We start from the raw sequence: 19,151 nt of genomic DNA, 5'->3' as shown, positions 1-19,151 counted from the left end.
CACAGCCGGAAACAAAGTAATCGCCGGCGCGATGTTTCATTTCCTCATACCGTCGCATGTTCGGCTTCGCTGTCGGCTGCCGGCCGGATGTGGGACGACAGCGCCTCCAGCGTGGCGTCGGCGACGGGGCCGAGCGCTTCGGCCAGCGGATCGCCGGCGAGGCAGCCGTCGGGACAGCCGCCCGGGCTCTGCACCCGCTGTTCGAGCAGCGAGGCCAGACGGCTGAGCCGCACGGCGCCGATGTTTGCCGCGGTTCCCTTCAGGGTATGGGCCATGCGGACCAGCGGCGTCCCATCCCCATCCCGCCGAGCCCCATCGCGAATCGCGGCCACGCTGTCGTCCACCGTCCGCCGGAAGGCGGTCACCGTCTGGCCCCAGGCCTCGTCGCCGATCACCGAACGCAGCGAGTCGGCCTGTTCGATATCCAGCAGCGGCGCCGTGCGCCAATGCTCCGGGCCCCTGGCGGCGGGCGACAGGGTGGGCAACGGCGCGGGTGGCGGGACGGGACGCGGCAGGGCCGCAGGCCGCGCCGGGGGGGACCGGCCGGCGCTCGCCCCATCTTCGCCGTCCTCGGCCACACCCTCCGCCGCCCGCGGCATAGCGGCCGTCCTCAGCACCTCATACAGGTCGGCCGACACGATGGGCTTCGTCAGATAGGCGGTCATGCCGGCCGCGAGATATTCGGCGCGGTGGCCGGGCATGACGTTGCCGGTCAGCGCGACGATCGGCAGGCGGCCCGCCTCGCCCGGCATGGCGCGGATGTGCCGGGTGGCGGTGACGCCGTCCATCACCGGCATCTGCACGTCCATCAGGACGAGGTCGAATCCGCCCTCCTCCACCAGCCGCACCGCCTGCAGCCCGTCCTCCACCGCGGTCACGCGATGGCCGGCGCGGCGCAGCATGGTGACGACGATGTCGCGGTTGATCTCGTTGTCCTCGGCCACCAGCACATGCAGGCCCGCCGCCGTCGGAGTTTCCGAACCGCCGGCCGGCACCGGTTCCGGCGCGCAGGGCACGGAGAGCACGCCGGCCGACGGGTCGGCGGCGGGTTCGCAGCGGACGGTGAACCAGAAGGTGCTGCCCTTGCCCTCGGCGCTGGTCACGCCGATCCGCCCGCCCATCAGCGTCACCAGCTCGCGGCTGATCGCCAGCCCCAGCCCGGTGCCGCCGAAGCGCCGGGTGGTGGAGCTGTCGCCCTGGGTGAAGCGGCGGAACAGGGTCGGCTGCACGTCCTCCGGGATGCCGATGCCGGTGTCGGCCACCTCGAAGCGCAGGAAGAAGCTGCCGTCCGCCGCCGGCTCCCCCTCCGGCCCGACCCGCACGGCGACGCCGCCGCGGTTGGTGAACTTCAGCGCGTTGCCGACCAGATTGACCAGCACCTGCCGGATGCGGCGCAGGTCGGCGCGCACGCGGTCGGGCACGGCGGGCGCCACCTCCCGCGTCAGGATCAGGCCGCGCCCGCAGGCGGCCGGCTCCAGCAGGTCGATGCTGTCGCCCAGCACCGCGCGCAGTTCGAAATCGACCGGCTCGACCTCCGCCTTGCCGGCCTCGAGCTTGGACAGGTCGAGGATGTCGTCGATGATCTGCAGCAGCGCGTTGCCCGACCGGTTGGCGACCTCCAGCAGCTGGCGCTGGTCGTCGTCCAGGTTCGGCCCCTCCACCAGGGCCAGCGCGCCGAGGACGCCGTTCATCGGCGTGCGGATCTCGTGGCTCATCGTCGCCAGGAACTCGCCCTTGGCGCGATTGGCCTGATCGGCCGCCTCCTTGGCGCGGCGCAGGCTGGCCTCGATCTCGCGCTGGGCGGTGACGTCGCGGAGCGCGCCGGTGACATAGCGGCGGTCGCCCTCGCGCCAGCCGGCCAGCGTCACCTCCAGCGGGAACTCGCTGCCGTCCTTGCGGCGGCCGGTTAGCTCCCGCATCTCCGACCGCGGGACCGCGGCGTCGCTCCCGCGGTATGTCGCCAGCAGCCCGTCATGCACCGCGCCGACGGCGCTCGGCATCAGCCGGGTCATCGGCCCGCCCACCACGTCGGCGGCGCGGTAGCCGAACAGCCGCTCCGCCGCGCGGTTGAAGGCATCGACGGTGCCATGCTCGTCGATGGTGACGATCGGCTGGCCGACCGCCTCGAACATGGCGCGGTAGCGCGCCTCGCTGGAAGCCAGCCGGTTGGCGGCCTGCTCGCGCTCGGTGACGTCGGTGGCGGAGCCGCGATAGCCGCGGAAATGGCCGCCCTCGTCGAAGACCGGACGGCCGCTGACGCTGAAATAGCGCAAACCGGCCGCCGTCATCACCCGGTAGCGGAAATTCCGGAACGGCTCCCGTCGCTCCATCAGCTGGCGGTGCCGCTCCCACTTGGCGCCATCCCCAGGCTCGCGCAGCGCCACATCCTCCCGCCGCAACCCGATGGGCAGCGTGCCGTTGGCGACGTGCGGCACCAGCGGCCCGGCCAGATGCGAGAATCGCAGGTCGGAGTCCATCTCCCAGAACCAGTCGGAGGCGGTCTCCGCCTGATCGCGGAAGCGTTCCTCGCTCTGGGCCAGCCGGCGGGCCAATGCGGCGAGCCGCGCCGTCTGCCGCGTCGCCAGCAGCGCCATGCCGACCAGCACGAGGCTGCAGGCCGCCGCCGCCAGCAGATAGAGCCGCTGCCGCGTTCTGGTGTCGGCCAGGAAGGACGCCTCGTCGAAGGCGGCGATGACGATCAGCGGATAGGTCGCCAGGGTCCGGAAGGACTGCAGGCGCGGAATGCCGTCGATCACGCTGGCGACGCGCAGGAACCCGGTGGGCTGCCGGCGCGCCATCAGCAGAACCGGCGATTCGCCGACATCGCGGCCGACGATGCGGTCGGTCATCTGCGACCGGGCGCGCAGGATGCCGTCGGTGCCGACGATCGCCACCGCCCCGTTGGGACCGACGTCCAGTTCCTCCAGCGAGCGGCTGAAATAGAAGGGGTCGATCGACGCGACCAGCACCCCGGCGAAGCTGCCGTCACCGTTGTCGACGCGCCGCGTCAGCTGGATCGACCATTTGCCGGACGCCCGGCCGAACACCGGCTTGCCGATGAAAAGCCCGGCATTCGGGTTGTTGACATGGACGCGGAAATGCTCGCGGTCGGCCAGACGGACGCGGGCCGGCGCATCCTCCACGCTGGTGTGGGTGAGGTCGCCATGCCTATCGATCACCGCCAGCTGCACCAGGATGCCCGACCGATCCACCGCCTGGCGCAGCATGCGGGCCCGGCCGGGGGTCCAGCTGTCGCCATGCTCGTGGAAGTCGTCGATCAGGAACTGCAGGATCTGGTCGGCTTCGGCGATGGCCCGGGTCGCCTGCTCGGCGACGACGCGGGCGAGGTTGCCGCTGTCGCGCTCGGCCCGCGCCATCGCCTCGGCATCGTCGTAATGGGCGAGCGCCAGGGCCGCCGCCCACAGCCCGGCGGCGATCACCAGGGTCGCCGTCCAGATGGCGGCGATGAAGCCCTGCAGATGAAAGCGCCCGCCCATCAGCGCCGCTCTCCCTCATCGTCCGCGTACCGCGGACCGCCCGCGGCGAGCGCCGCCACCCCGCGCGCCAACCGCGGCAGATCGACCGGCAGCGGCAGCAGCAGGTCGGCCGGACCGCCGGCCTCGGCTCCCGGCCCCCCGGAGGCGGGTCCCGAAGCGGCATAGAGGACGCAGGGCAGGTCCGCCCGCAGCGCCTTCAGGCGGCCAACCAGCGCCTGGCCGGCCGGAAGCGCGCTCAGCCCCGGCCCGATCACCACCGCGTCGAAGAAGCCCGGCTCGTCGGTGACGACCTCCAGCGCTTCGCGGAGATCCTCGCAGACCGAAACCTCGAACCCCTGCCGCTCCAGCCCGGCCTGGAAGCGGTCGCCGGACGCCGGATCGCCATCCACCACCAGGATCTTGTATGCCGGGGCGACATGGTGCCGCGCCGGGGCCGGGGACAGGGATGGTGCCGGCGATGCGGCGGGGATGTGGAGCCGCACCGCCGTGCCTTCCGCCGGGTGGGTCAGCAGGCTGAGGCCGCCGTCGTGGCGCCGCGCCGTCTGCAAGGCCGCCGGCCAATGGGCGTCTTCCGTCCCGGCCGTCTGGCCCCGGCGGTAGCAGGCGCGGGCGGCCAGCAGGGGATCGGCCAGCCCCGCCAGCACCTCGTCCGCCAGCGGCGGGCCGTCGACCCGCAGTTCGAACAGGGCGTGCGGACCCGGCAGCGGCGTCAGCAGCGGGCGGACGGTCCAGCCGGCCGCGGCGGCGTCGGCATCCGGATCGCCGGCCGATTTGTGGGCGTCCGCCGGAAAGAAGGCGCGCAGGCAGAGCCGGGCATCGCCGCCCCTGCCGGTGGCGGCGAGGATCTGCGCCGCCAGCCCGGCCAGCGTCCGCGCCAGCAGGCCGGCGTTGCAGATGGGGTCGGGCGTGGCGGCGTCATGACGGATGGAAAGGCTGCCCGGCGCCGCCGACACCGAGCGCAGAAGCGCCGCGGCCTCGTCCACGACCGTCGCGGCACGTTCGGGCTTCAGTGGAACCGGCTCCGTCCTGGCTTCCGCCACCAGCCGGCGGAGGCCGGAGCGGGCGCGGTCGACGGCGGCGACGGCCCGGCCCGCATAGTCGGCCTGCGGCGAGCCTTCCGGCAGGTCGCAGACGAGGAAGTCGGCATAGCCGGCAACCGCGCCCAGCGTGTTGTTCATGTCGTGGACGATGGCGCCGGCAAGGTCGGCCCGGGCATCCATCGCCGCGATCTGCTGGCTGCGCAGCCGCTCGACGGCCTGCCGGCCGCACTGCCGCAGCGCCTCCTCAAGGGTGGCGACATGAGCCGCAATCGCGGTGGAGCTTTCCACCGCCGGCCCGTCGGGCGACGCCGAGGGAACCGGTACGGGATGGGCCTGCGGCCCGCCGTCTCCGGCGGGACGGCGGCGCGCGCTCCGGATCGACAGAAGCGCCAGCCCGCCCGCCGCACCGCTGCCGGCCGCCATCAGGGGAAGCAGCCAGGGAAACGCCTCGCGCACGGGATCCAGCACGGACAGCAGAAGCACCGCCGCCCCGGCCAGCGCGGCGATCACGGGCACCGCCACGCCGCTGCCGAAAGCGCCGGCAGGAACGGTTCGGCCCGCGCGCGGCCCGGACAGGGAATGGTCGGATGGGCTCATCAGCGGCTCGGGTTGCAGCGACTCGGGTTGCAGCGGTCTTGCGGTTGCGCCCGCCCCGGCGGCGCCGCACGAAGGCGGACTGCCGGGCCAGGGGAGCGAGAACGGGGTGACCATACCAGAAAGGGCGGGATCATGCTGCTGGGACCACCCCTATGCGGTTCCCCATGCGACCATGCACCTATCTATCCGATGAGACCGGGCGACGGAGTTAGGGGGACGGGGATCAGGGCGACGCTTCGTTCAGGATGCGCGACAGCAGGCCGGCCTGCTGGGCGCGGCGTACCGCGTCGGTGCGGTTGCGCGCCCCCAGCTTGCGCAGGATGCGCCGGGTGTGCAGCTTGACCGTCACCTCCTGAAGGCTCAGGTGCCGCCCGATCTCCTTGTTGGTGGCACCGGTGGCGAGCATCGACAGCACCTGCCGTTCCCGGTCGGTCAGGGGGGACGACGTCGCCCCTTCCCCCTCCGGCGACGGCCCCTCTTCCTCCTCCGCCTCGTCGATGTCGAGCGACAGGTCGGTCATCTGCATCAGGTCGAGCGCCACGCATTTCGGCACGAAGCTGCCGCCCTCCGCCACCAGACGCAGGGCCTGGGCCAGGATGCGGCGCGGCGTGGTCTTCGGCAGGAAGGCCTCGGCACCGCAGCGCAGAACCTCCAGCGCGGTCAGCGCATCCTCCGCCCCGGTCACCACGGCGACCGGCCCCTGAACCCCCAACCGGCGCAGCACGCTGATCGGGTCGCTTCCCTCCGCACCCGGCATGCGCCAGTCGAGAACGATGAGGTCGTACCGGAAGACCGTGACGGGGGCGCCGTCGTCCGAGTTCGGCAGGACAGGCAATTCCAATAACGACCCGATGCAGCCGACCTCCGCATCCGGCCATGCCTGACGGATCGACAGCTCCAGCGCGTCGCGGAACAGGGGATGGTCGTCCGCCACCAAGATCTTCATCAACCAGCCTCCGCCACCTTCGGCCAACACTCATCCCAAGGTATCAACATTCCCTGTTATGCCGTCCGAAATCTTAAGTTTTCGTGGCTTTGCCATATTTCACGTCAGTCATAATTGCGCCGGAGCGTCCTGCACGGCCTTTTCCGGGGCGCGGGATAATATCCCCGCTATCCCATTTCCCGCCCCCGCTATCCCAGACACAGCGGGTGCGCGCATCGGTAGACGTCTATGCTGTGGCTTAGCAAATTCCATCCGGTGCAACCCACCGATGTATGGCGGAAGACGGAAGCGGCGACCATGGACATGACCCTTTACGAGTTGCGGCCCAAATCCGCTCCCAAATCCGCTCCCCCCGCCGCCCCCGCCGGTGCCGTCCTGCTGGTCGACGACGATCCCGATTTCCGCGAGATGGTGCGCACCGCCTTCCACCGCGCCGGCTACGCCGTGCTGGAGGCGGAGAACGGCAATGCCGCGCTGGCCATCATGGCCGGCCACACGGTCGATCTGGTGGTGACCGACATCATCATGCCGGAGGCCGACGGGTACGAGGTGATCCTGCGGCTGAAGGAGCAGAAATCGCGTCCGCCCCTGATCGCGGTGACCGGCGGCAGCCTGCGCCTGCGGATGGAACTGCCGGGCATGGCCCGGCTGCTGGGCGCCGAGGCGGCCTTCGAAAAGCCGGTCGACCTGAAGGCCCTGCTCGCCGAAGCCGGCCGGCTGATCGCCGCCCGCAGAGCCGCCGAACAAGAGGCGGGGGCCGCAGGATGAACATCCTCATCGTCGACGACGACCGCACCAACCTGTTCATCATGGCCGCCATCGTCCGCCGGCTGGACGATGTCGAGCCGGTCACGATGGAAAGCCCGCTCGACGCCGTCGAGTGGCTGCGCGGGAACGAGCCCGACCTGATCCTTCTGGACCAGATGATGCCGGACATGGACGGCATGGAGCTGCTGCGCCACATCCGTGACGATGCGCGGCTGGATACCGTCCCGGTGGTGATGGTCACCGCCAACACGGCGGTCGACATCCGCGTGCGGGCGCTGGACGAGGGCTGCAACGATTTCCTGACCAAGCCGGTCGTCGTTCCGGAGGTGCAGGCGCGGCTGCGCAACCTGCTGGCCCTGCGCCAGAGCCGCGCCCTGCTGCGCGACCGCGCCGCCCTGCTGGCCAACGAGGTGGAGCGGGTGACCGCCGCCCTCCAGCGCCAGGGGGAGGAACTGGTCAACCGCCTGTCGCGCGCCTCCGAATACCGCGATCCCGAAACCGGCGCCCATATCGAGCGGATGGCGCTCTATTCGCAGCTGATCGCCGAAGCGGCCGGCTGCGGCGCCGCCTATGCCCAGGAGCTGATGAAGGCGGCGCCGATGCACGACATCGGCAAGATCGGCATTCCCGACATGATCCTGCTGAAGCCGGGGCGTCTGACCCCGGAAGAGATGACGGTGATGCGCCAGCATGCCGCCATCGGCCACCGCATCCTGGCCAACAGCGACATCCCGCTCCTGCGGCTGGCGGCGGAAATCGCGCTCGGCCATCACGAGAAATTCGACGGCAGCGGCTATCCCAACGGCGTGGCCGGGACCGGGATCCCGCTGTCCGGCCGCATCGTCGCCATCGCCGACGTGTTCGACGCCCTGACCTCCACCCGCCCCTACAAGCGGTCATGGACGCTGGACGAGGCGCGCGCCTACATGGTCCAGAACCGCGGCCTGCATTTCGACCCGTCCCTGCTCGACGCCTTCCTGTCGCGCTGGGACGAGGTCTGCCGGATTCATCACGAAAACGCCGACGAACTGCCGGCGCTCATCCCCGAAGAGGCGTGAGCCCCCGGCAGGACCGGGGCAGGCGGCGCGCCGTCAGTTGACGATGCGCCAGGTGCCGTCGGGCTGGAGACACGCGGTGCCGTAGACCGGCTGCGACCGGCCGCCGACCATGGCGCGGCTCTGGTATTCGCGGCATTGCTGGCCGTTGCGCGAATAATAGACCGGGCCGGCCGGATCGACGCCGACCGCGGCCGGCGGCGGCTGATAATATTGAACCACCGGCGGCGGGGGCGCATAGACGACCGGCGGCGGCGCGTAATACTGCACCACCGGCGGCGGCGGGGCATAATAATGGTAGGGGCGGTAATAGCCGTAGCCGGGGAAAACCGGCCCGATGCCGATGCCGACCGACACCGACGTGCGCGCCTGCGCCGTTCCCGGAACCGACATCACTGCGGCGGCGGCCACGGCCGCCAGCATCACAGCACCCAGGGCGACCGCCCCCCGCACCGTCTTCATCATCCGTCTCCCGCCACGACGCGAGGTCACTATCCCGCCGATCGCATGGCTCCGGCAGGCATCATACACCGGTCCCGCGGCGCATCACAGGGGCTGCGCGCGCGGGTGCCCATAGAGGACGGTATGGCAGGGCGCCATGCAGGGCGATCAGATGTCGAGCGGCAGGTTGTCGGGATCGAAGCCCAGCTGCTCCACGATGGCGCGGGCGAGCGGGATGCTGGTCTCGAAGCGCCATTCGGCCATGCCGGGGCGGTATTCCGACACATTGGGCCGGCCATTGGCGAAGCGGCGCGGGTGCAGCTCGTACCAATAGATGTCGCTCAGCGACACGCCCTGTTCCTGCGCATAGGCCTCGGCGATGCGGGGCCAGTCATTCACGGCGGGCTGGGGCGACCCGGCCGCCTTGGCGATGTCGGTCTGTTCCAGGAAAGCGACGATGCGCTTCCCCTCGCGCTCGAAATCGGCAACCCGGATGGTGACGGGCTGCTTTCCTTCACGCTGATAGGTCCACTCGCGGTTCTTCTCGACCAAGGCCTTGTCCACGGCAAATGCTCCGGTTTACTCCTGCAAAGGCTAACCGACCGGCCCGCCTTAAGCCAACTGTTCCGTTGCCTTATCCGAACAGGCATGGCGTATCGCAGCCGCGTGCCGTCCGGCAAGGCGGATCGCAGGTTGCCAAGGAGTGCCGTTTTTTCTTCGCCTACGGGAATTGTGACGCCCGGCCGTCAGCCGGGCGCCTCGTGCCTGCCCTCCCTCGGTGGCCGTCCTCAGTAACCGATCGTCATGCCGTCGGGGTTGCGCGGGTCGGAATAGCCGTACAGCCCGTCGTCGCGCAGCTGGATGGTCTGGGTGCGGCCCATCGTCGGCTTCACCGCCACCTTGTGGCCCATCTGCTCCAGCAGCCGCACGGTGTCCGGGCTGAGCCCCTTCTCCACCCGCAGCTCGTCGGGGGTCCACTGGTGATGGACGCGCGGCAGGGCGGCGGCCTCGGCCGGGTTCATGTTGAAGTCGATGTGGTCGATCACCGTCTCCATGGTGGTGGTGATGATGCGGCTGCCGCCCGGGCTGCCGGTGACCAGCCAGGGCTTGCCATCCTTCAGCACGATGGTCGGCGACATGGAGCTGAGCGGCCGCTTGAAGGGCTGGACGGCGTTGGCGTCGCCGCCGATCAGGCCGAAGGCGTTGGGCACGCCCGGCTTGGCCGAGAAGTCGTCCATCTCGTTGTTCAGCAGGATGCCGGTGCCCGCGGCGACGATGCCGCTGCCGAAATTGAGGTTCAGCGTGTAGGTGGTGCTGACCACGTTGCCCTGGCTGTCCGCCACCGAGAAATGGGTGGTCTGGTCGCTCTCGTAGGGGGCCGGCTTGCCGGGCTTGATGCTGCTGGCCGGGGTCGCCTTCTCCGGATCGATCTTCGCCGCCAGCTCGTCGGCGTATTTGCGCGAGGTCAGGCCCTTCACCGGCACCTTGGTGAAGTCGGGGTCGCCCAGATATTCGGAGCGGTCGGCATAGGCGAGCTTCATCGCCTCCGCCATCAGGTGGATCGCCTTGGCGCTGTCGGGGCCGTAATCCTTCAGCGGCCAGCGTTCCAGGATGTTCAGCATCTGGATGATGTGCGTCCCGCCGGAGCTGGGCGGCGGCATCGACTTGACCGTATAGCCGCGGTAGCTTCCGCTGACCGGCTCGCGCTCCACCACCTTGTAGGCCTTCAGGTCCTCCTTGGTGATGTAGCCGCCATGCTGGGCCATCTCCGCCGCGATCTTCTCGGCGATGGCCCCTTCATAGAAGGCCTTCGCCCCCTGCTGGGCGATCATCTCCAGCGAGTTGGCGAGATCGGGGTTGGCCAACGTCTCGCCGGCGGTCAGCGGCCGGCCGTCCTTGAAGAAGATCGCTTTGGTGGCGTCCCACGCAGCCAGATGGTCGCGCTCGACCTCCAGCAGGCCGGCCAGCTGCGGCGTGACGGTGTAGCCCTCGCGCGCCAGCTTGATCGCCGGGGCCATCACGTCGGCCAGCTTCATCGTGCCGTATTTTTCCAGCGCATGGGCCAGCCCGGCGACGGTGCCGGGGATGCCGACCGCCAGATGGGTGTAGAGCGAGCGGTCGGGGACCACCTTGCCCTGCTGGTCCAGATACATGTCGCGGAAGGCCTTGGCCGGGGCCATCTCGCGGAAGTCGATGGCGACGTCCTTGCCGCTCCTGGCGTCATGGACGACCATGAAGCCGCCGCCGCCGACATTGCCGGCGTTCGGCAGCACCACCGCCAGGGCGAAGCCGACGGCCACCGCCGCATCGATCGCATTGCCGCCGCGCTTGAGGATGTCGACGCCGATCTCGGTCGCCAGCCGGTGTTCGGAGGCAACCATCCCGTTCTCGCCGCGGACGGGATAGAAGATGTCGTAGCCGATGTCGTAGCGGACCGAGGCCGGTGCGGAGGTGGCCTTCTGGGCGAGCGCCGGCACCGGCAGCACGAAGGCCGAACCGAGGGCCGAGCCGACGCAGAGCGCCGCCAGCGCCGCAACGGGCAAACGGGATCGGAAAGCGGGGAACCACATGCGGTGAATCTCCTGAGCGGGACGTCAGGTCGGGGGCCGCAGCCCGGGGTAAGGCAGGATGTCACACCCGCCTTCCCCGGTCTTCACCCCGTCGCTGGTCTGCCCAACAATTCACCATCAGGGTTAATGGCGTCACGCATTCCCGTGAATGGAATGCGACAGACGGTGAACGGATCCGATCCGGCGTGCCGCCGGTCAGTAGGTCTCCGCCATGCGCGAGTGATCGACACCGCGCGACTCGCCATAGGAACTTCCGCGGGAGCCGTCATGGCCCAGCCGGTCATGCTGGTGGCCGGACAGGCGTTCCTTGACCGGGCAATGGCCGCTCATGCCGCGGGCGACCAGGGCGGCGCCGACCAGCCCCATGATGGCGCCGGGGATGCTGGCGCCCTTGCGCAGGCCGCCCGCCGCGACGGCGAGGCCGAGACCGGTCGAGACGATGCGCTCGCCCATGCCCATGTTGGTGTGGCCTTCGAACACGCTGTCATAGGCGTCGCGGATCGTGGATTGGGCGTTCATGGCTGCTCCGGGGCTGAAATGGACGGAAATCGCCTTTCCAACGCCGCGACGCCCCGTCAGGTTCCCTTGGGCCCTGTTCCCTTCAGCCCTCCACCGCCGCCATGTCGCGGATGGAGCGGACCAGCCGGGACGGTTCGATCGGCTTGGACAGCACGGTCAGGTCCACCTCCTGTGCCGCGGCGGTGGAGGTCAGATCCTCGGCATAGCCGGTGACCATCAGGATCGGCGTGGCGACGCGCCGGGCACGCAGGGTGCGGGCCATCTCCAGCCCGGTCATCCCCGGCATCATGTGGTCGGTGACGATCACGTCCGGCCGGAAGCCGTGGTCGAGCAGCGAGAGGGCCGCCGCCCCGTCGGCCGCTTCGCGCACCGCGAATCCCGCCTGTTCCAGATAGCCGGCGGTGGCGCTGCGCACCAGCTCCTCGTCATCCACCAGCAGGACGGCGCAGCCCTTCCCGATGCCGGCCGCGTCCCCGGCCGTCTTCTCCGGCGCCCGCGGCGCGGCGGTTCCGGCGGACGGCGCATCCGCCTCCTGATCGGCGCGCGGCAGATAGAGCGTCACCGTGGTGCCCAGCCCCTGCCGGCTGTCCAGCTCCACCCCGCCGCCGGACTGGGTCGCCAGCCCGTGCACCATGCTGAGGCCCAGCCCGGTGCCGCGCCCGACCTCCTTGGTGGTGAAGAAGGGTTCGAAGGCGCGGGCCTGCACCTCGGCCGGCATGCCGGTGCCGGTGTCGCGCACCCGCAGCACGACATAGTCACCGGCCACCATCCCAGGCACGAGCCCGGCGCCGACCGACCGGTTGCCGGCCAGGATCCACAGCGTGCCGCCGCCGGGCATGGCGTCGCGGGCGTTCAGCGCCAGGTTCAGCACTGCCATTTCCAGCTGGGTCGGGTCGATCATCGCCGGCCACAGGTCGGGGGCGACTTCCGTCACGATCCGCACCGGCTGCCCCAGCGTGCGGCCGAGCAGGCGGCTGACCCGCTCCACCAGCGCCGCGACGTCGACCGGGACCGGGCGAAGCTGCTGCCGGCGCGAGAAGGCCAGCAGATGCTGGGTCAGGGTCGCCCCGCGCTCCACCGCCTGCAGGGCCAGCCGTGCCGGTCCGGCGATGCGCTCGTCGTCGGTGCGGCTGCCGATGACATGCAGGTTGATGCCGATGGCCTGCAGCAGGTTGTTGAAATCATGGGCGACGCCGCCTGTCAGCTGGCCGATCGCCTCCATCTTCTGGCTCTGGCGCAGCGCATGCTCGGCCTGCTCCCGCCCCTCCACCGCGCGGCGGGCGGCGTCCATCGCCCAGGCCGCCGCCTCGTAGGCGCTGAACTGGCGGGCCAGCGCCCACAGCGACAGCAGCAGCGCGGCGATCCCGGCGGCGCCGGCGGCACCGATGGTCCAGGCCTGGATGCGCCACTCGCTCAGCACCGCGTCCAGCCTGCGGGTGACGTTGACGACCAGCGGATAGTCGGCCAGCGCCCGCGTCGCCACCAGACGGGCGCCGTCGTTCAGCCCCTTGGCGGACAGGAAGACGCCGGACTTCGCATGCTCCAGCACCTTCAGGAACTGGCCATGGCCCAGCGGCCGGCCGATGTCCGGCAGCATCGGATAGCGGGCCAGCAGGATGCCGTCGCGCCGCCACAGGCTGATGCTGCCGTCGGCATCCGGCTGCAGCGCCTTGTAGATCCGCTCGAAATAGCTCAGTTCGATGGCGCCCAGCACCAGCCCGACGAAACCGCCGTCCGGGCCGCTGATCCGCCGGGCCAGATAGATGGTCCAGCTGCCGTTGCCGCGGTTGCGCACAGGTTCGCTGATGAAGGGCTCGTCGGTATCGTGGTCGCGCAGATAGGCGAAATAATCCCGGTCGGACACGTTGACCGGCGGAATCGGGTAATAGCGCGAGAAGTTGATCAGGTGCCCGTCGGCCGCGATCATCGTCACCGCATCCAGCTGCGGCAGTCCGCTGATCCGCGCCCGCAGCATCTGGTAGGTGTCGCGCCCGCCCATCCGGCGGACATAGTCTTCGGGCGTCGCGATGCCGTCCGCCTTCAGCTGCTCGATGATGGTCGTCAGCACCAGATCGACGCTCTGCGTCGCGCTGCCCGTCTGTTCCGCCAGCGACAGGTTCAGGGTGGACAGCTCACGCTCCGCTCCCGCCAGTTCGCGGTCGCGCATGCTGACGATGTAGTGGATCGTCGCCGTCAGCAGCACGGCGACCGACAGCCCGCCGATCAGCAGCAGGATGCGCAACGGCCGGCTGGCGCGCAGATGGGCCAGCCAATGGTAGGACGGCGGAACCGGTGTGCCACCTGGCGGGCGACTGGCCGGCTGCGCGGTCCTTTCGGGAGAGATCAAAGCTTGCCTATGGTTTAGTGACGCACTGATCGACCGGAATGATCCGGACGCCATAACGCCGCGTCAAGCATACCAAGGTTAATAGGACCTTGACGATTTCGTCCCTTCGGCAACCCGTCAGGCCCGCACCCGCACCGGGGCGGGCAGCTTCAGCACCGACAGCGCCAGCCCGGCGAAGACCAGCAGCCCGCCGGCCAGCTTCACCGCGGTGAAGGTCTCTCCCAGCAGCAGCGCGCTGGAACTCATGCCGAAGATCGGCACCAGCAGCGAGAAGGGGGCGACCAGGCTGGCCGGGTAATGCCGCATCAGGAAGCCCCAGGCGGCGAAGCCGAACAGCGTCGCCGCCGCCGCGATGTAGACCAGCGAACCGACCCCGACCGGCGTCAGCGTGGTGAAGGCGTGGATGATGCGCTCCGGCCCCTCCAGCGCCAGCGACATCGCCAGCAGCGGCAAGGGCGGGATCAGGCTGACCCAGACCATCAGGCTGAACAGGTCGGGCGCCTTGGCCTGCTTCATCACGATGTTCGACACGCCCCAGGCCGCCGCCGCCGCCAGCGTCAGCCCGAGGCCGAGCAGCGAGTCGCCCGCCGGCATCTCGAGCGCGATCAGCCCGACGCCGGCGAAGGCGACCACCATGCCGCCGATCTGCCGCGGCCCCGGCCGGTCGCCCAGCGCGAAGGCGGCGAAGATGGCGGTGAAGAAGGCCTGCGCCTGCAACACCAGCGAGGCCAGCCCCGCCGGCATGCCGACGTCGATGCCCAGGAACAGCAGCGGGAACTTCACCACCCCCAGCATCACGCCGATGCCGATCACGAAGCGCCAAGGCACCGGCGGCCCCTTGCCCCAGCCCAGCACCACCACCGGCAGCGCCGCCAGCGCGAAGCGCAGGCAGGAGAAGAGCAGAGGCGGGAAATCGCGCAATCCGACCTTGATCGCGACGAAGTTGAAGCCCCAGACGGCGGCGACCGCCACGGCGAGCAGGATGTGGGAAGCACGCATGATGGGGAGGCTAAACGGGCGCCGCGGCGGCGGTCAATCGGCGGCGGGGCGCGCTTGCCGCGTGGCTGACCTGCGCCCCGCAACCAGGGGCAGGCGTCACGGATCGGCGTGCAGGATCCGGCATTCGTCCGACGCGTTGATCGCCCAGGACGATCCCCCCAGCAGCATCGTGCCGAGTTCCCCCAGCCCGCTGCTGCGGAAGCTGACGCGGTGGGCGCGGGCCAGCGGCTCCATCTCCTCCAGGAAGCCCTTGGTCGGCACGGCGACATAGAGGCTGCCGTTTGGCAGGCCGCGGGCGCTCAGCGACAGGCGCGGTCCCATGTCGGCGCTGACGGTCAGGTCGTAGCGTTCGCCGGGCTTCACCACCGCCCCGCTGTCCGACGGGGTGAAGCCCGACAGGATGAAGCCCGATTCGACCGAGGCGGTGCGGAAGGTCAGGCGCGGCGCGGCGTTCTGCCCGACCGGGATCCCGCGCTCGGCGACGCAGAAGCGCTTGCCGCTTGGCGGCGAGTGGATGGTGACGGTCCAGCCCTTGCCCGAGCTGAAGGGCTTGGCCGGCCCGTCCTCCAGCCCGGCCACGGGGGGAGGCGCGGACGGCGGCGGCGGCACGGTCTCGCAGGCGGAAAGCGCCAGCGCCAAACCGGCCAGCAGGGCGAATGGCGTCGCCGCCCGGACGGCGCGGCGGTCCCTGAAGGCCGGCCGCAGTCGGGCGACGGGTGCAAGGTGCTGCCGATCCATCGCGGCGTCCTCCCCATCCCTGGTCATGATGCGGCGACTTCCATACCACGTTCGCATACGTCCGCGCGACCGTCGCGGGAAGCGTCCGGCCTGTGCTAGAACCGGGGGCCCTTCTCGCAGCAAGCCCCCGGTTGCCATGCCCCACGCCGACTTCATCCACCTGCGCGTCCATTCCGCCTATTCGCTGTCGGAAGGTGCGATCAAGGTGAAGGAGCTGGTCAAGCTCTGCCTGAAACAGCAGATGCCGGCCGTCGCCGTCACCGACACCGGCAACCTGTTCGGCGCGCTGGAATTCGCGCTGGCGGCATCCGATGCCGGCGTTCAGCCGATCATCGGCACCGTGCTGGGCATCACCCGCATCGGCCCGGCCCAGACGAAACCGGGCCTGCCCGGCAAGGCGGCGGCCACCCCCGACCAGCTCGTCCTGCTCTGCCAGAACGAGGAGGGCTACCGCAACCTGACGGCGCTGGTGTCCAAGGCCTTCCTGGAGTCGGACCCGCTGGCCGGCCCGCAGGTGACGCTCGACGCGCTGGAAGGCCGGTCCGCCGGGCTGATCGCGCTGACCGGCGGCCCCGGCGGCTCCATCGGCCGGCTGCTGCACGAGGGGCAGAAGGATCTGGCGCTCGACGTGCTGGAACGTCTGAAGCGCCTGTTCCCCGGCCGCCTCTATGTCGAGCTGCAGCGGCACGAGGGCGGGCGCGGCCATTTCGCCACGGTGGAGAACGCCGTCGAGCCGGCGCTGATCGACCTCGCCTACGCCCACGACCTGCCGCTGGTCGCCACCAACGACTGCTATTTCGCCACCGAGGACATGTACGAGGCGCACGACGCGCTGCTCTGCATCGCCGAGGGCGCCTATCTCAGCCAGGAGGACCGCCGCCGCCTGACCCCCGACCACCGCTTCAAGTCGGCGGAGGAGATGCGGCTGCTGTTCGCCGATTTGCCGGAGGCGGTGGACAACACGGTGGCCATCGCCCGGCGCTGCTCCTTCCTGCTGAAGCCGATCAAGCCGATCTTGCCGCCCTTCGCCTGCGAAGGCGGCCGCACCGAGGATGACGAGCTGCGCGCCCAGTCGCGCGCCGGCCTGGAGATGCGGCTGGAGAAGGTCGTCTTCACCCCCGACATGACGCCGGAACAGCGCAAGGAAACCCGCAAGACCTATTTCGAGCGGCTGGAGTTCGAGCTGGACGTCATCGTCAAGATGAAGTTCCCCGGCTACTTCCTGATCGTGTCGGACTTCATCAAATGGGCGAAGAACCACGACATTCCCGTTGGTCCGGGCCGCGGCTCGGGCGCCGGCTCCGTCGTCGCCTGGGCGCTGACCATCACCGATCTGGACCCGCTGCGCTTCGGCCTGCTGTTCGAGCGCTTCCTGAACCCCGAACGCGTGTCGATGCCCGACTTCGACATCGACTTCTGCCAGGACCGCCGCGAAGAGGTCATCCGCTACGTCCAGAACAAGTACGGCTACGACCGCGTCGCCCAGATCATCACCTTCGGTAAGCTGCAGGCCCGCGCCGTTCTGCGCGACGTCGGCCGCGTGTTGCAGATGCCCTACGGGCAGGTCGACAAGATCTGCAAGATGGTGCCGAACAACCCGGCCAATCCGGTGACCTTGCAGCAGGCGCTGGACAGCGAGGAGATGCTGCGGCAGGCGCGCGACGGCGACGACACCGTGCGCCACCTGATCGACATCGCATTGAAGCTGGAGGGTCTCTACCGCCACGCCTCGACCCACGCCGCCGGCGTGGTGATCGGCGACCGGCCGTTGCAGGAGCTGGTGCCGCTCTACCGAGATCCGCGCTCCGACATGCCGGTCACCCAGTTCAACATGAAGTATGTCGAACAGGCCGGTCTGGTGAAGTTCGACTTCCTGGGATTGAAGACGCTGACCGTGCTGAAGACCGCGGTCGACCTGATCCCCGAGAAGCCGGACCTGACCACCGTCCCGCTGGACGACGAGAAGAGCTACCAGCTGCTCAGCCGCGCCGAGGCGACCGGCGTGTTCCAGCTGGAAAGCTCGGGCATGCGCGACGTTCTGCGCCGGCTGAAGCCGAACCGGCTGGAGGACATCATCGCGCTGGTGTCGCTCTACCGTCCCGGCCCGATGGACAACATCCCGAAATACATCCGGGTGAAGAACGGCGAGGAAAAAGCCGACTACATGCATGACAGCCTGGAAGGCATCCTGAAGGAGACCTTCGGGATCATGATCTATCAGGAACAGGTCATGCAGATCGCCCAGGTGCTGTCCGGCTATTCGCTGGGCGGCGCCGATCTTCTGCGCCGCGCCATGGGCAAGAAGATCAAGGAGGAGATGGACAACCAGCGCAAGATCTTCTGCGACGGCGCGGAGGCGCGCGGCGTCAAGGCCGATCTGGCCAGCATGATCTTCGATCAGGTCATGAAGTTCGCCGGCTACGGCTTCAACAAGTCCCACGCCGCCGCCTATGCCCTGGTCGCCTACCACACCGCCTATCTCAAGGCGAACCACCCGGTGGAATTCATGGCGGCGTCGATGACGCTCGACCTCGGCAACACCGACAAGCTGAACGTCTTCCGGCAGGAGCTGGCCCGGCTGCGCATCAAGCTGCTGACGCCGGACATCAACAAATCCGACTCCATTTTCGGGGTGGAGCAGCTGGCCGACGGCACCAAGGCGGTGCGCTATGCGCTCGCCGCCGTCAAGGGCGTCGGCCTGCCCGCCATGCGGGCGGTGGTGGAGGAGCGGCGGAAGAACGGCCCGTTCAAGAGCCTGTTCGACTTCGCCCGCCGCCTGGATTTGAAGACCATCAACAAGCGCCAGCTTGAGAATCTAGCCTGCGCCGGCGCCTTCGACGGGCTGAACCCCAACCGCGCCCAGGTCCATGCCGCGCTGGAGACCATCATCCGCTACGCCCAGGCGGAGGCGGCGGAGCGCGACAGCGGCATCGGCAATCTCTTCGGCGGCGGTGGCGGCGGCCTGCCCGAACCCGACCTGCCCAAGGTCAAGGATTGGGAACCGCTGGAAAAGCTGAAGCACGAGTTCGGCGCCATCGGCTTCTACCTGTCGGCCCACCCGCTGGACGCCTATTCCGGCCCGCTCGGCCGCATGAAGGTGGTGCGCTCGGCCGAACTCCAGACGGCAATCGCGAAGGGCGGCTCCACCCGCTACAAGATGGCGGGCATCGTCGTCTCGAAGAAGGAGAAGACCGCCAAATCCGGCAACCGCTTCGCCTTCGTCGAGCTGTCGGACGCCACCGGCGGCTATGAGGTGACGCTGTTCTCCGAGGTGCTGGCCGCCAACCGTGACCTGCTGGAGCCCGGCCGCCCGGTGCTGATGACGGTGGACGCCCAGCTGAACGGCGAGGAGGTCCGGCTGACCTGCCAGGAGATCAAGCCGCTGGAGGAGGCCGTCGCCTCGGTCAGCGCAGGCCTGCGCGTGGTGCTGCGCGACCCCGGCCCGATCGAGCATCTGCGCGCCACGCTCGACCGGCTGTCGCGCGGCAAGAGCCGCATCAACGTGCTGGTGGAGGTCGATCCGCTGAAGGAGATCGAGATCGAGCTGCCCGGCAGCTACACCATCACCGCGCAAAGCCGCTCCGCCCTGAAGGCGGTGCCGGGCGTGGTGGAGGTGGCGGAGCTGTAAGGCAGC

Annotated in this window: 13 protein-coding genes; 3 read left to right on the top strand and 10 right to left on the bottom strand. The window is 69.6% G+C overall.

Going from position 1 to position 19,151, the window contains the following annotated elements; translation table 11 throughout:
- Positions 1-44 precede the first annotated feature (44 nt).
- The 3 genes from B9N97_RS33130 to B9N97_RS33120 form a co-directional block, all read right to left on the bottom strand.
- Entirely contained in the window at positions 45-3,497 is a 3,453-nt protein-coding gene (locus tag B9N97_RS33130; RefSeq protein ID WP_085092072.1) for a PAS domain S-box protein, read from the bottom strand.
- Positions 3,497-5,134 carry a hypothetical protein gene (locus B9N97_RS33125; RefSeq protein WP_085092071.1) on the bottom strand — a complete coding sequence of 546 codons (1,638 nt, stop codon included), beginning with the start codon at positions 5,132-5,134 and terminating at the stop codon, positions 3,497-3,499. Before B9N97_RS33125 ends, B9N97_RS33130 begins: the two co-directional genes overlap by 1 nt.
- A 223-nt stretch (positions 5,135-5,357) precedes the next feature.
- Positions 5,358-6,080, bottom strand: a complete 723-nt coding sequence (locus tag B9N97_RS33120; protein ID WP_085092070.1) for a LuxR C-terminal-related transcriptional regulator — start codon at positions 6,078-6,080, stop codon at positions 5,358-5,360.
- A gap of 297 nt (positions 6,081-6,377) precedes the next feature.
- On the opposite strand from B9N97_RS33120, the gene B9N97_RS33115 reads away from it, so the two are divergent.
- Positions 6,378-6,848, top strand: coding sequence for a response regulator (locus B9N97_RS33115; protein ID WP_085092069.1), 471 nt, complete (start codon positions 6,378-6,380; stop codon positions 6,846-6,848).
- On the top strand, positions 6,845-7,906 hold the full coding sequence (locus B9N97_RS33110; RefSeq protein WP_085092068.1) for an HD-GYP domain-containing protein: 1,062 nt from the start codon (positions 6,845-6,847) through the stop codon (positions 7,904-7,906). Before B9N97_RS33115 ends, B9N97_RS33110 begins: the two co-directional genes overlap by 4 nt.
- A 33-nt stretch (positions 7,907-7,939) precedes the next feature.
- On the opposite strand, the gene B9N97_RS33105 is transcribed toward B9N97_RS33110, so the two are convergent.
- From B9N97_RS33105 to B9N97_RS33075, 7 genes are all read right to left on the bottom strand, one after another.
- Complete coding sequence (locus B9N97_RS33105; protein ID WP_244561066.1) at positions 7,940-8,368, bottom strand: hypothetical protein; 429 nt, start codon at positions 8,366-8,368, stop codon at positions 7,940-7,942.
- A 144-nt stretch (positions 8,369-8,512) separates the two neighbouring features.
- Complete coding sequence (locus B9N97_RS33100; RefSeq protein WP_085092067.1) at positions 8,513-8,908, bottom strand: hypothetical protein; 396 nt, start codon at positions 8,906-8,908, stop codon at positions 8,513-8,515.
- A gap of 224 nt (positions 8,909-9,132) precedes the next feature.
- Complete coding sequence (gene ggt / locus B9N97_RS33095) at positions 9,133-10,914, bottom strand: gamma-glutamyltransferase (protein WP_085092066.1); 1,782 nt, start codon at positions 10,912-10,914, stop codon at positions 9,133-9,135.
- A gap of 195 nt (positions 10,915-11,109) precedes the next feature.
- The gene (locus B9N97_RS33090) at positions 11,110-11,433 is read right to left on the bottom strand and encodes a YgaP family membrane protein (protein ID WP_085092065.1); all 324 of its coding nucleotides are present in this window, start codon (positions 11,431-11,433) and stop codon (positions 11,110-11,112) included.
- Positions 11,434-11,515: 82 nt separating this feature from the next.
- Entirely contained in the window at positions 11,516-13,675 is a 2,160-nt protein-coding gene (locus B9N97_RS33085; RefSeq protein ID WP_244561065.1) for a hybrid sensor histidine kinase/response regulator, read from the bottom strand.
- A gap of 222 nt (positions 13,676-13,897) precedes the next feature.
- The gene (locus B9N97_RS33080; protein ID WP_085092064.1) at positions 13,898-14,779 is read right to left on the bottom strand and encodes an EamA family transporter; all 882 of its coding nucleotides are present in this window, start codon (positions 14,777-14,779) and stop codon (positions 13,898-13,900) included.
- 96 nt (positions 14,780-14,875) lie between these two features.
- Positions 14,876-15,517, bottom strand: a complete 642-nt coding sequence (locus B9N97_RS33075; protein ID WP_085092063.1) for a hypothetical protein — start codon at positions 15,515-15,517, stop codon at positions 14,876-14,878.
- A 136-nt stretch (positions 15,518-15,653) separates the two neighbouring features.
- Here B9N97_RS33075 and dnaE point away from each other — a divergent pair, with 136 nt between their 5' ends.
- Positions 15,654-19,145: a DNA polymerase III subunit alpha gene (gene dnaE, locus B9N97_RS33070; RefSeq protein ID WP_085092062.1), complete on the top strand. Its 3,492-nt coding sequence runs from the start codon at positions 15,654-15,656 to the stop codon at positions 19,143-19,145.
- Positions 19,146-19,151 lie beyond the last annotated feature (6 nt).

The sequence above is a fragment of the Azospirillum oryzae genome (genome assembly GCF_900177515.1).
In the GTDB taxonomy this organism is placed as follows: domain Bacteria; phylum Pseudomonadota; class Alphaproteobacteria; order Azospirillales; family Azospirillaceae; genus Azospirillum; species Azospirillum oryzae_A.
Note: the sequence above shows the minus strand (reverse complement) of the source record. Positions and strands in the feature narration are given on the sequence as shown.